Source organism: Ruegeria sp. BF8 (assembly GCF_056538625.1).
Genome location: NZ_JBQFTL010000005.1, coordinates 305,815 through 319,646, shown reverse-complemented (window position 1 = coordinate 319,646; position 13,832 = coordinate 305,815). Strand labels below are relative to the sequence as shown.

General features: G+C 58.4%; 10 protein-coding genes. 5 read left to right on the top strand and 5 right to left on the bottom strand.

Annotation, left to right across the window (positions count from 1 at the left end):
• Positions 1 to 199 precede the first annotated feature (199 nt).
• The 5 genes from ACR0LD_RS17130 to ACR0LD_RS17110 all read left to right on the top strand — a co-directional run bounded on the left by ACR0LD_RS17130 (position 200) and on the right by ACR0LD_RS17110 (position 7,085).
• A complete protein-coding gene (locus tag ACR0LD_RS17130; protein ID WP_170359623.1) occupies positions 200 to 2,041 on the top strand; it encodes an AAA family ATPase in 1,842 nt (613 codons plus the stop codon).
• A gap of 142 nt (positions 2,042 to 2,183) precedes the next feature.
• Positions 2,184 to 3,614 carry a hypothetical protein gene (locus ACR0LD_RS17125; protein ID WP_480638177.1) on the top strand — a complete coding sequence of 477 codons (1,431 nt, stop codon included), beginning with the start codon at positions 2,184 to 2,186 and terminating at the stop codon, positions 3,612 to 3,614.
• 75 nt (positions 3,615 to 3,689) lie between these two features.
• Positions 3,690 to 4,628 (top strand): UbiA family prenyltransferase, encoded by a 939-nt coding sequence (locus tag ACR0LD_RS17120; RefSeq protein ID WP_170341743.1) that lies wholly within the window; start codon positions 3,690 to 3,692, stop codon positions 4,626 to 4,628.
• 252 nt (positions 4,629 to 4,880) lie between these two features.
• A complete protein-coding gene (locus tag ACR0LD_RS17115; RefSeq protein ID WP_480638175.1) occupies positions 4,881 to 5,600 on the top strand; it encodes a class I SAM-dependent methyltransferase in 720 nt (239 codons plus the stop codon).
• A 42-nt stretch (positions 5,601 to 5,642) separates the two neighbouring features.
• Positions 5,643 to 7,085 (top strand): hypothetical protein, encoded by a 1,443-nt coding sequence (locus tag ACR0LD_RS17110; protein ID WP_217358170.1) that lies wholly within the window; start codon positions 5,643 to 5,645, stop codon positions 7,083 to 7,085.
• 9 nt (positions 7,086 to 7,094) lie between these two features.
• On the opposite strand, the gene ACR0LD_RS17105 is transcribed toward ACR0LD_RS17110, so the two are convergent.
• The 5 genes from ACR0LD_RS17105 to ACR0LD_RS17085 form a co-directional block, all read right to left on the bottom strand.
• Positions 7,095 to 8,330 (bottom strand): O-antigen ligase family protein, encoded by a 1,236-nt coding sequence (locus ACR0LD_RS17105; RefSeq protein WP_480638173.1) that lies wholly within the window; start codon positions 8,328 to 8,330, stop codon positions 7,095 to 7,097.
• Between the two features lie 125 nt (positions 8,331 to 8,455).
• Positions 8,456 to 9,343, bottom strand: a complete 888-nt coding sequence (locus ACR0LD_RS17100; RefSeq protein WP_170599840.1) for an NAD-dependent epimerase/dehydratase family protein — start codon at positions 9,341 to 9,343, stop codon at positions 8,456 to 8,458.
• Positions 9,340 to 10,374, bottom strand: a complete 1,035-nt coding sequence (locus ACR0LD_RS17095) for an ATP-grasp domain-containing protein (RefSeq protein ID WP_480638171.1) — start codon at positions 10,372 to 10,374, stop codon at positions 9,340 to 9,342. The genes ACR0LD_RS17100 and ACR0LD_RS17095 overlap by 4 nt, the downstream gene beginning before the upstream one ends.
• A 1-nt stretch (position 10,375) precedes the next feature.
• Positions 10,376 to 11,161: a metallophosphoesterase family protein gene (locus tag ACR0LD_RS17090; protein WP_170367453.1), complete on the bottom strand. Its 786-nt coding sequence runs from the start codon at positions 11,159 to 11,161 to the stop codon at positions 10,376 to 10,378.
• A 317-nt stretch (positions 11,162 to 11,478) separates the two neighbouring features.
• Positions 11,479 to 13,692, bottom strand: a complete 2,214-nt coding sequence (locus tag ACR0LD_RS17085; protein WP_170367452.1) for an NADP-dependent isocitrate dehydrogenase — start codon at positions 13,690 to 13,692, stop codon at positions 11,479 to 11,481.
• Positions 13,693 to 13,832: the final 140 nt, after the last annotated feature.

The window sequence follows — 13,832 nt, the reverse complement described above, 5'->3', positions numbered from 1 at the left end:
TGGCCAAAAACTCTCTGCTCTCGGATTTGCATCGCTTTTTTTGCCCGCCAAACGCACAGGGACGGCCTTTTGGCCTGATATGGCTAGATAAATCTATCGAGCCGATCAAAGTACAGGTAAAACAATATGATAAATAACAGTTCGATTCTGACGCCGATTTTAAGCCGTATTCACGGTCCGAAAAAAATGGAGAACACTCGTGCAATCCGGTGACGACGTAATTGCCAACCAGCATGAAACCAACGATTTCATCAATATCTGGTTGCTACTGCGCCGGAACCTTCTGGTCATCTTTCTGTTGGTCGTCGGTGCGGTCTCGGCAACAGCCTTCTACATGTCGACCATCCCCGACCAGTATCGGTCGGACGCACAGATGGTTTTGGCTCTCACGGAAACACGATTCAGTGAGTCGACCGGACAGCTGGAAACCTATGAACTGAACCGGTCGAGCGTGGAAACCGAGTTGGCCCGACTGCGGTCTCGCGACTTTGCCGAGCAGGTGGCAGACCGCCTGGGTCTGTTCGACGACCCCAGCTTTGTGCGCCGTGCGCCCGGCGCGGACAGCGAGGCGGATGAAGAGATTCACCGCGCTGCGGTCACCGACAAGGTTCTGGCCTCTTATTCCGTCTCCCGCGCGGGAGAAAGCCTCGCCATCAGCATCGAAGGCCGATCCACATCGCCGGTGCTGGCTGCAGCCCTGCCCAATACCGTCATTGCCGTCTATATCGCGAACGAGCGCGACGCACGGGTCAATCGCTTGATGACATCGATCGACAATCTCAAACGCCGGGTCGGTATCCTCGGCGAAGAATTGACCCAGGCGGAATCGAATTTGGCCGAGTTCATCCGTGAGGACAATCTGGATGACGAACAGGTCGTGACCCGGCTGCGGGCCGAGGTGGAGCGGCGCAAGGCCCAGCTGCGCATCGGCATCGAACGCAACCTGCCGGAAGACGAAATTCTGGCCCTCCAGGAACAGCTGGTCACATCCGAGCAGGAGCTGGAGGCCCGCACCCGTCTGGAGCTGTCGTTGCTGCGCCGGGAACGCGAGGTCGAACTACTGCGAACCCGCTATCAAACCACGATCGACAACCTGACCTTGCTGGAAACCCGCATCGGCCAGCTTGAGGACGGCACGATTCAGGTTTCCAAAGCACGCATCCCGGTTGAACCCTATGCCCCCAGCAGGTCATTGATCACGGTGCTGGCCGGCCTGTTCGCAATGATCGTTGGCTTCATCATCGCGCTGGTGCGCGAGGGCCTGGACAGAACGGTGCGCAGCGAAAACCAGATCTTCCGAATGACCGGCCTCAGCAACCTGGGATATATCGCCCGTCAGCGACGCAGCAAAATGTTCGCCGGTGAGAACAAGGCGATCGAAAACCTGTTGCAGAGCCAGAAATCGCCCCTGGCCGAAGCCGCCCGGGGCATCTTGACCAATTGTATCAAGTTCCGGCATTCCAAGGTGATCCTGATCACCTCTGGCCTGCCGAACGAGGGCAAATCCTTCGTCAGCAGCGTTCTGGCGACCTCGGCGGCGGTTGACGGACTGAACGCTCTGCTGATTGATCTGGACACGCACCGTCGCGGCGCGACGAAGACGTTCATTCCGGACATGGATGAGGTGCAACTTTCGGAAATCTATTCTGACAGTGTAACCCTGCAACATGCTCTGACCACCGAAACCAAAGGGTCACTGGATCTGATCACCGCAGCCTCGCCTACGCACGAGCTGTCTGATGCCGCGTCAAACAAGCTCAAGCAACTCAAAGAAACGCTGCTGGATCAATACGATATCATTATCGTGGACACACCCCCGGCACTGGTGATGGATGAAGTGTACCGCAACGACATCCTCGCCGACGCCGTTCTGCTGGTCGCGCGCTGGGGAAAAACGCCACAGCATGCGTTGCAAGCCGCGGCAAAACGGCTTCAGTCATCCGGCTTCAATGTACTGGGTACGATTCTGAATGACGTCGACCCCAAAAAGTACCGCTGGACCACGTACGAAGGGTATTACGGTACTTACGACGACTACTAGAAAATCCGGCGACCGCGCCGTTCCGGCCACCGGGGATGTCTGGTGGCCGAGTCTGTGCTACCATGCAGGCACCGGATGCTGCGCGCGGGTACTGACCGACGTGCGGCGCGGTCGGAATACCTGACTTTGCTTGGAGTGGGTTTTGGGGAAAGCTTCTTCAAGGGCAGATGAAAACGGGGGGCTCATAATCATCGCGCTGGCACTGGTCCAGGCGGTGATTCAGACGGCTTTTCCCTTGGTTGACGTGAACTTCTCCAGTGACTCGGCGGACTACGTTCAAGCCGCAGCATATCGCGGCTTTGCATATCCTTTTTTTCTGGACCTTTTCGACGGGTTCGCGGACCCGCTGCGCGCCGCTGTTGTAGGCCAGATCTGGGTATTCTCGGCTGCTGCATGTCTGTTGTCGGTCACGCTGGCCCGGGCCACTGGCCACTCCGGTGCCGGTCTGGTCCTGCTTGGAATTCTGATCATCAACCCGATGACGATCTACTTCAACTACAGCATCCTGTCCGAGTCTCTGTTCCAGAGCGCGACATGCGTCTATCTTGCCTGTCTGGTGCAAGCGATCCACGGCCCCAAGCCCTGGCACTTTGCAGCCCTGGGCATGACAGTCGGCGCCATGATCGCGATCCGTCCAGTTGGTTTTGCTCTTTTGCCCATCCTTATCGTGGTGGTTCTTTGCGCGAGCTATATCAATGGCAGGCGCCCGTGGGCTGGGCTGGCTCTGGCAGTTCTGGGCGTCACCTTCGTGCTGCTTGCAGACCGCGCCGCTTACGATCTTCGCCACGATGAACCTCGCGAAAGCGTGCTGGGGAACGTCTTATTCGCAAAAAGCGCCATGTTCGCTGCAGGCCCAAGCCCCTATGCCCCCGATGACCCACGAACCGAAGTCTGGATTATTCTTGAAGAAGAGGGTCCGGCAGACGCACGCGAGGCGATTTCCCGGGCGCCATTTGGACCGGTCTCCTTCTTTCTGATGCACAGCTACGAAGCCAGCTTGATATTTCTGTACGAGAAGGACCGGTTGCAGTCCATTGCCGACCGAATTGGCATTCCAAAGACTGAACTCATGGCCGAAATCGGTTCAAGACGAATTCTGGCGAACCCAACGGGGTTTCTGCGGTTGCCGCTACAACACTATGCCGCCCTCTGGCAGCCCTTCTACCATGCCGTAACCGCGAACGACATCACCGCCTACATCGCGCAGAATGGGCCGTTCCCGATGGACAATGCGCTCGGCTACATCACCCGCGATGTATTTGATCCGCCGCATGCACGTCTTATCCATTCCGCGCTTGCGATAGGTTGGCTGGCTTCGATCTTGATCCTGGCGGCCTCAATCCTTTGGCTGCGCCGAAACTGGCCCGGACGTCAGATGCTGACCCTAGCTGGGTTGGGGGTGCTGAGCCTGCATGCGTTATTGTTTCTGTCTGCAACACTATCCATTGCGTCGGTAAGGTATCTTGCAGCACTTTGGCCTATCGTCGCAGTGGTCATATGTGCTAGTTTCCTTGTGGTTTTGAAGCTTTTTGATCGCCGGAAGAAGCACGCAAGGCGCAGTCTGGAAATCTGACATGCCGCCCGTATTGTTCTGTTTCCCGCCTTTTCGGGTCCGGCAAATGTTGTTGTGTCGGTGAAAGTGGTTGCAATGGTAAAAGCCGGATTCAAAGACTATCTGTCCATTGCGCGCATCGACCATTGGTTCAAGAACATCTTCATTCTGCCGGGTGCCGTTCTTGCGGTCATCATGGGTGCCGAGTTCACCGGTCGGTCGGTAATCGACCTCGCCGTCGGAATCTTTTCGATCTGTCTGATCGCATCGGCCAACTATACCATCAACGAGTGGCTGGACCGTGAGTTCGACCGACACCACCCGAAGAAGAAAGAGCGTGCCTCGGTCGTGACCGAAATCGACGGCCGGATCGTCTGGTTGCAATGGCTGGGTCTGGCGATCATCGGTCTGGGACTCGCGCTGCTGATCAATACGCCGTTCTTCCTGACGGCGCTGTCCCTGCTGATCATGGGGATCATCTACAACGTCAAACCAATCCGGTCCAAGGACCGCGCCTATTTGGACGTTCTGAGCGAGGCCATCAACAACCCCATCCGGTTCTTTGCGGGCTGGTTCATTATGGTTCCGCCGATCGTGGCACCATCCAGCGTGTTGATCTCGTACTGGTTCGGGGGCGCGTATCTGATGGCGATCAAGCGCTTTGCCGAATATCGTACCATTGACGACCCGGCGCTTGCCGCGCGGTACCGCGCATCTTTCAAAGACTACGACGAGTCGAAGCTACTGGTTTCGGCGCTGGTCTACGCAATCTTGTCCACCGCTTTCCTGGGCGTTTTCCTGACCAAGTACAAAATCGAGCTTCTTCTGTCTCTGCCCTTCGTGGCGATGTTGTTCGGGCGCTATCTTGCCGTCGGGCTGGCGCGGGACTCGATCGCACAGGCCCCCGAAAATCTGTACAAACAACGCGGCCTTGTTTTTCAGGTTATTCTGCTGGTGGTGGTCATGTTCGTTCTGCTCGAGATCAAGCTTCCGTTCTTTGAACAGTTGCTTGAAATCCGGCCAGTCGGGTCATAGGTGCCGGGCAACGGACCGGCTTGCTGCCAGACTGGAGGTGATGCGCGCATGGTGAACCAGCCTTCAGATGATGTTGTTTCCGCACCGGCCCGGCGATGCTGGTTGTGCGGCACCGGCGGCCTCAGGAGGATAAAGGAAAGCACCCTGCGCGGGGATCCGACGTCGCGGAACTTTGAAATCTCGAATGCCGACTACGGTACAACCGCCGCGATTGACCAATGCGTCCGCTGCGGTTTTTGCCAATGCACGGATATGGTCGATGTCCTTAAATTCTACGAAGATCTCGAAGACCCGGCCTATGAGATGACGCGCCCCCAAAGAGCGCGACAGAAGCGGGTGCTGCTGAACAGATTGCCAAGACCCACTGCCGGCGCGAACCGGCTGCTGGATGTGGGGGCCGGAACCGGTATTCTGGTCGAGGAGGCCATCGCCTGTGGTTACGACGCGATCGGGGTTGAGCCGTCGCGACGGTTTTGCGCACGCGCAAAACACCATGGCCTGCCAGTGGTCCAAGGCGTTCTTCCACATCCCGATCTGACCGGCCCCTACGATTTAGTCACTCTGGTAGACGTGGTCGAACATGTTCCGGATCCGCTGGACCTGATCACTCAGGCTGCGCAGTTGCTGGACGATGATGGAGTACTGGTCGTCGTTACGCCCGACCGCTTGTCCCTGTTGGCGCGTATCATGGGAGACCAATGGTGGCATTATCGTGTTGCGCATATCGGCTATTTCGACCCTGAAACACTGCGCTTTGCCTTGGCCAAAGCTGGCTTGCAACAAACCGAATTTCATCGGCCAACTTGGTATTTTCCGTTAGGATATCTGGTTGAAAGAGTGCATCGTTATTTACCCAGATGGGCGCGCTTCAAGGTTCCGGAACGGCTGTCTGACCTGGTGATCCCAGTGCACCTGCGGGATTCAATGATGGTCTGCGCGACCAAAGCCCAAACCCGGGACACCGCGCCCTAGACCAAAGGCAGAAGAATTTTGACAACAGCCAAGGTTTTTAGAATGCCCGTTGCAAAAAGGCCAAGACTGCTCGCCGTATTACATGGTTCGCTATTTGCGGCTGTTCTGGCGATGGGCTGCAGCCCCGGTACGCTGCTGGCCGAGAACGCGAACCGGTCACTTTCGGCGCAATTTCCAGATGGCTCCCAAAGAGCATTTCCCAGCGCCGAAGGGCATGGCGCCGCGGCCAAAGGTGGGCGCGGCGGGCGCGTGATTTATGTCACGACAACCGAAGAATTCGGGCCCGGCTCCCTACGCGCATGCATTGATGCCAAAGGACCTCGAACCTGCATCTTTCGGGTCAGCGGAACGATTACACTGGAAAAGGCGTCTCTGATCGCAAACAGTCCTTTTCTGACCATCGCCGGAGAAACCGCTCCGGGCGGCGGGATTGCGATCCGAAACGGCCCACGTCAATTGCGCCCATCACTGGAAATCCGGACGCATGATGTCATCGTGCGCCATGTTCGGTTCCGGCCCGGGCCGCACGACGTAGAGTCCTGCTGTTCAGGGGCCATTGGCGTCTACACCAAAGCCGCGCGTGACGTGATCTTCGACCACATTTCCGCCAGTTGGGGCAGCGACGAGACGATTGACTCAGAAAACGCCGAACGGCTGACCTTTCAGTGGAGCATCATCAGCGAGCCCCTCTTGCATGGCGGACCAGGCAAAAGCAACCGGGCCCGCAACATGCTGCTGACAAAGGGCGGCAACTTCAGCATCCATCACAACCTGTTCTCTCACGGGATGTTCAGAAACCCGCAAATCGCGCCCCAGACCCCGGGGACCACGACCGAGATCGTAAACAACTTGATGTACTCACCGATCTGGCAATATGTCGTTTCGCTGGACAATCGCTGGACCGAGCTGGACGCCAATATCATTGGCAACCTGAAGCTGTCCGGTGAAAGCATCGATTCCAATCTACTGGTGCACCTGTTCGACGGCTTCAAGAACGGCTACCGGTTGTACCTTCGGGACAATCTTGATGAAGACAACCGCAACAGCCTGGACCTTCCCGAGGAACTGGTCCTTGCCCCCGAACATCGTGTCTATGTCGTTGATGAGCCGGTCACCCCACCTTTGGTCCAGGCCGATCCGGTTTCGACAGTGTTTGAAACGGTCCTGCAAAACGCTGGAGCGACACGCCCGTCTCGCGACGCGGTGGATCAGAGGGTTGTTCAGGAGGTCCGTGACCGTTCCGGCAAAATCCTAAAGAAGAACCCTGAAAAGGTCGGCGGTTGGCCCGAGCTTGAAAGCGCCCTGCCCTATGCAGACAGCGATGTCGACGGGATGTCTGATGAATGGGAAACGCAATGGGGCCTTAATCCCACGGACCCGACGGATGCAATTGCAGATTCGGACGAAGATGGCTGGACCAATCTTGAGGAGTTCCTCCACGAATTGGCTGGCGACGGGAACGGCATGGGACAAAGCAACCCGTGACGTGTAACGCTAGCGCCGCCGGTACCGATCGGACGCAGCCAACAGCCCCAATGCCACGATCCACGGGATCAGCATACCGCGCTGGTAAACATGGGTGTAGTTCATTGACAGCGCCGCAAAGGTCAGCGTGACGGTCACCACGGTCGCGCGCCCGTACACCCTGTTCGGCACATTATGCCGGGCCATTACGGCGTAGACGATGGCGGACCCCAAAACGAAGCACAATCCCAGTAAGGCCAGAATGCCCCCTTCGTTGGCCAGCAACAGGTACAGGTTGTGAACGGGAATGCCTTGACTGCTCAGTTCGCGATACTGTCCCGCGCCCATACCCACCAGAAAGTAATCCGGCAGAAACCGCCAGGCCTCGATCATGAGATCGGCGCGGTCTTCAAATGTACCCGCATGACTCAGGTCCCCTTCGAGCAGAGGTGACAATACCCGGTTGCGGAACGTCGGCGGAAAGATGAACTCGGCCCATTGGATACTGATCCAAGCCATCGTCGTCACAGCTGTTCCCCAGATCATCAGCACGCGCTGATTTCCGACCAGCAGCAGGAACAGAGCACCGCAGATGACCGCACCGGCAAGGCTGGAATTCGAACTTGCGTAGATCAAAGTGATGGCGAGCAGCCCGAAGAGGGCCAAGAATGGCAGTTTTCTTAGCGCACCCGTCAGCCCAAGATACCACAATACCGGGAACCAAAGCACGATCAGTCCAGCCAACCCGTTTGGATTATCCACCAACCCCGCCACGCGGTAGTTGCCGCTGACCAGCATGAAATACCGGGATTCGCCACCGGAATAGCCCACGCCATAGGCGATCATCCCGACAAGACAGTTCAAGGCAATCGAGATCACGCCGACCTTTGCAAGAGTAACCGCCTCTTCATACGGGCGGCCCAGGATCGCCAGAGGCAAAAGCACGAACGAAAAAAAATACTGCACGATGACCACGAAGGCCGACACCGGATCGCCGTGCGCGATAGAGCCGATCGACAGTCCCGCCACCATCATCAGCATGCCGATGAACCAGACCGAGGACGCGGATTGCAACGGAAACAGCGGCAGGCTGCGGTTGCACCGCAGGATCACGGCAACCGTCAAAAACATGTCGCTGGCCGTGAACAGAACCGCCGGATGGCGAAAGGCAGTGAACGTGCTGAACAGCAACGCAGTCATCAGACACGCGAATTCGATCTGCTCCAAAATCGGCTTAGGCCGGCTGATACTGTTGACTGGCACCATATTCTACAATCCAAACGGCGGTGGGTTACCTGGCCCGCAGACTGGTACCCGGAATACAAGGGTAACACCCAAGATACCTTCAAAAAACATGTTTCCGGCTCCCATCGCCCGGCTGCCGGACCGGGTCATGCCGCTCCCGGCAGCAATTGGCCCCTCAACGTCATTTCCAGACCCGTTGCAATGTCCACAACCGGCGCATAGCCGAATGCTGCCCGGGCTGCGTCCGAGGACAGATCGAAGCGGGTGAATGGCGGACTGTCTCCGGGTCGGGTTTCGATCACACCCCGGCCACCTGCGACGGACATGACCTCCTGCGCCAGATCCGCCAAGGAAACCGGACCTCCGCCGGAGATATTGAATACACCGTAAGCTTTGGCATCGGCCGATTGCAAAATCGCCCGGCTCAGGTCATGCGCATGCACGAAATCAATGCTGTTCTTTGGACCTGTTACTGTGATGTTTTGCCCCGCGGCCGCATCATTAAGCATCCGCACAAGAAACTTGTCATCAGGCAGCCCATGACCATAGAGCGCCGAAGGTCTGAGCACGGTCACTCGCGCTCCAGAAGTCTGGGCAAGCTCAGCCAGCCCCGCTTCGGCCAAACGCTTGGTTGTAGCGTAATCACCCCCAAGCGGCCCCGGGGCGGTTTCCGCGCTTTCGTCGATTCCGCGGGCATGAGGATCGCGATAAACTGACCCGCTGGACACAAAGATGAAGTGCACGTCACGATCTGCCGCCCAACGCGCCGCATTCAACGTGGCTCGCACATTGCTGTCAAACAGCACCTGCCAAGCCGAGCCGTCATCCGCAGGCCCGGCAAGGTCAATCCGGGCCGCGCAGTGCACGAATACATCCGCACCTTGCGCCAGTTGATCCAGCCTGACATGGGTGATCGCGTCCTGCAGATCCCAGTTCGACCGGTCGATCCGCGCAACAGGAATGTCACGTCGGCTTAGCCAGGCCACAAGATGGCGACCCAGCAGGCCGGTCGCCCCTGTCAGGGCAACTTTCATGGCGTCCCGCCATAGAGGCTGAACTGGGCCGGGATCTGAGGTTCCAACTGGCCGGCCTGATCCAATGTGTCTGTCATTGAACGCGGAACGACCAGCTCGCTCCAGTACCGCAGAACCATGCTGTCCCAAGCGATTTCCGGCTCATAGGGAAGGCCGCGATCGGTCTTGAGGTAACATTCGACCGGATTGAAACCCAGTTGAGCACAAAACGGTGTAGTGCCCGAGAACCGGGCATTGATTTCGAACACCTTGGGTACTCCGTCGTCGCCAAGGCGCAGCTGAAAATTGCAGGCCCCTTCGACGTCCAGCTTGCGCGCGATAGCTGTGACATAGTCTTCGATCACCGGGTTCCGCTCGGGAATGGCCCGATATGTATCGCCCGACCGAAGCACTCGGCGCAGTGCCAGAACCGGCGACAGGCTCCCCTTCGCCCCGACGATCGTGCACGTAAACTCGCGCGCGTCATCGCCGATCAGTTCCTGTACGATGGTTGCCGCCGGATCACCGGGATAGTTGGCCAGCTCTTCCCGGGAATTCACCCGCTCGACCCCGATGGACCGAAACCCGACCGCCGGTTTGGCAATAACCGGGTAGACCAGATCATCCATTTCCAAAGCCTCGGCCATAGGCCAAGTGCGCGGATAGGGCAGCCCGTTATTCGCCAAGAAAGCCGAGGTAAGGCCTTTGTCATCGGCAATACGCACCGTCTCTGGATTGTTGACCACGACCTTTGTCCCGAAATGTTCCGCAATGCGATCCCGGTTTTCGGCACACAACTCCAGTTCGATATCCGTTCCGGGGAAATAGTAGTCCACGGCCTCTGACTGAAATATCTGCGCCAGTGAGTCGAGATATCCCGGCGAGCGGCACCCTTCGACCAGAAAGGCTTTGTCGCAAGCATAAAGGCCGGCAGATAGGGCGGACATGTCGGCTCCAAGAATACGCAGCGGCAAATCAGAAATCAGCCTGAGCGACTTGATGATGCCCTGGCCCACTCCGCCACCCGCACCTGTAACCAAAACCGTGATCAATTCATTTCTCCATGAATGAAATAAGCCGTTCCTTTGTCCCCTGACTGAGGTCAGTGGCCTGAATATCCGCGCGGATATGTTCCAGATCGAAGCTGATCGACGGGATGTCGATTCTAACCCGGTCGCCATCCAGCTCGAGGGTCAGATAAGACAGGCCCGTGCCCCGCCCCTGCCCGACCGCTCCGGGATTCAGCAGTAGCACAGACCCTTTCGGAATCCTTATCCACTTGCGTTGATCCGCTGGTGTCGGTCTTCCGGCTTCGTCGATCATGACGGCAAAGGCCCGGTGCGAATGCCCAAAGACCCCGACCGTCTTTCCCATGTGTCGCAAGGCCGCTGCCGCTGGCGCCCATTGTTCCGGTTTCGAGACATAGGACCAGTCCCCATAATCGTAAGGGTTGGCATGTGAGAACAGGATCGGCCCCATGCTATGGCGGTCGGCCCATGGGTATCGGTCAGCCAACGGTGGGTCGCCCCGGACCTCACCATGCGTCCATTCGACGGACTCCAACACAAATCCTGCAATGTTGTCGTAGAAGGACGGGTTACCTTTATCCAGATCGAAATAGAACTGGTCGTGGTTGCCGCGGATGAACACGCAGTTTTGGCGAGCCATCAGTTGGTCGGTCAGTTCCAACACCTGCCGAGGGCGCACACCATATGTCAGCAGATCGCCCAACATGACGACGACATCCGGCACAAAAGCTTCGGCCTTTTGGATCGCGGTCGCATACGCCGTGGCGTTTCCATGTATGTCGGACAGTACCGCGATCTTCAGCGTACTCATGACCACTCTCCGCCGACCGTGTCCGGCAATCTAAATCCAGCGCCAGCCCTGGTTCCAATTTCTGGGAACACAGGAGCTCTGAAACACCCTTTAACAAATCAACTGCACTGTCCGGCCGAACCGTTCGACGGTGCAAACTTTCTGGGATGATACCGGCTGAGAACCGTGCCGCAACTCCCTTTGTCCAACCCAGGTCGTGCTGGAACTGTTCAGGTCCGGCCAATCAAGCAAAAGCAAACAATAGCTCGGAAAAAAAATAACTGTCGCCTGATCCGACGAAACAAAAAGGCCGGGCTCATTCGCCCGGCCTTCTGAATTCAGCCAATGATCGCGTTCAGTGTCGCGCTGGGGCGCATCACCGCCGCAGTTTTGGTGCGATCGCCGTGGTAGTAGCCGCCCAGATCTGCAGGTTTGCCTTGAGCGGCCAGCAGTTCGGAGAGGATCGGCTCTTCCTTCTCCGCCAGTTCTTTGGCGATCGGAGCAAAATGCGCGGCCAGTTCAGCATCATCCGACTGCGCGGCCAGTGCCTCGGCCCAGTATCGGGCGAACCAATAGTGGCTGTCGCGGTTGTCCGGCTCGCCAACCTTGCGGCTGGGCGAGCGGTCGTGGTCCAGGATGCCCTGCGTTGCGGCCTCGGCCGCAGCGCCCAGAACGGCGGCCTTGGCGTTTCCGCGGCTGTCGGCCAGGAAATTCAGCGATTCACCCAACGCGCAGAATTCGCCCATCGAGTCCCAACGCAGGTGGTTTTCCTCGACCAGCTGCTGAACGTGCTTGGGCGCCGAGCCACCTGCACCGGTTTCGAACAGGCCGCCGCCATTCATCAGCTTTACGATCGACAGCATCTTGGCCGAGGTGCCCAGTTCGAGGATCGGGAACAGGTCGGTCAGATAGTCGCGCAGCACGTTGCCGGTGATGGCGATGCTGTCCTTGCCGGCGGTGATGGTTCCCAGCGACTTGCGGGTCGCCTCACGCGGCGCCAGGATCAGGAACTTGTCGGCTACGCCCGCAGCCTCGAGCGCCGGCTTGACGTATTTGATCAGCTCGGCGTCATGGGCGCGGTTCGCATCCAGCCAGAAGATCGCCTCGGAGCCGGTCAGACGCTGACGGTCCATCGCCAGTTGGATCCAGTTCTCAATCGGGGCTTTCTTGGCGGTGCAAGCGCGCCAGATGTCACCCTTTTCGACCTCATGCGAATGCAGGGTTTCGCCATTGGCCAGAACGATGCGGATCGTGCCGTCGGCGGGCGCCTCAAATGTGGTCGGGTGGCTGCCATATTCCTCGGCCTTCTGGGCCATCAGGCCCACATTGGCCACCGAACCGGCGGTCGCCGGGTTCAGCGCGCCGTTGGCTTTGAAGAAATTGATGGTCTCGTCATAGACCGGCGCATAGCAGCGGTCGGGGATCACGCAGTTGGTGTCGCCCTTCTTGCCGCTCTCGTCCCAGCCCTTGCCACCCGCGCGGATCACGGCCGGCATCGAGGCGTCGATGATCACGTCCGACGGCACGTGCAGGTTGGTGATGCCCTTGTCGCTGTCGACCATGTACATCGAGGGACGCTCGGCCTTGACCGCTTCGATCGCGGCCATGATCTCGGCATCGTCCTTGACGCGGTTCAGCAGATCGCCCAAGCCGGAGTTCGGGTTGACGCCCAGCTGTGCCATGCGGTCGCCGAATTTTTCGAACACCGGCGCCAGCCACGACTTGACGGCATAGCCGAAAATGATCGGGTCACTGACCTTCATCATCGTCGCCTTCATGTGCAGCGAGAACATCGTGCCGTCTTTCTTGGTGTCCTCAATCGCGGCATCCAGGAACTCCGACAGCGCCTTGACTGACATGAAAGTGGCGTCCGCAACGGTGCCCTCTTCCAGCGTCCAGCCGTCTTTCAGGACGGTAACACCACCGTCCTTGCTCACGAATTCGATCCGCGCGTCACCGGCCTGGTCTGCAGTGATGGTGGCCGATTTCTCGTTGGCATAGAAATCATTGCCCGGCATCGACGACACCTTGGTCTTGCTGTCGGCCGTCCATTCGCCCATCGAATGCGGATGCTGCTGCGCATAGCGTTTGACCGCCTTGGCCGCGCGGCGGTCGCTGTTGCCCTCGCGCAGAACCGGGTTCACGGCCGAGCCCTTGATCGCGTCATAGCGGGCGCGGATCTCTTTCTCGGCGTCGGTCTTGGGATCCTCGGGGTAGTCCGGGATGTCATAGCCCTGCCCCTGCAGTTCCTTGATGGCAGCGACCAGCTGCGGCACCGAGGCCGAGATGTTGGGCAGCTTGATCACGTTGGCCTCGGGGGTTTTCACCAGCTCACCCAAGGCGGCCAGATCGTCGGGCTGACGCTGCTCTTCGGTCAGGTTTTCGGGGAAGGCCGCGATGATGCGCCCGGCCAGCGAAATATCCTTGGTTCCAACGCTGACGCCCGCGGCCGAGGCGAATTTGCGGATGATGGGCAGGAACGAGGCACTGGCCAGCTCCGGCGCTTCGTCTACGATGGTATACAATATGTCGAAGTTCGATTTTTCTGCCATGTTCCCTTACCTTTTTTAAGCCTTTCAGGGGCGTGCGATCCGAGAGTTGTGCCGCGTGCGGCGCGGCGTGCGAGGAGCGTGAATGCTGTTCCGCTCCGGGGTGACTCTGATTTGACAGGGCTTCCCTTAAATCACCCGGG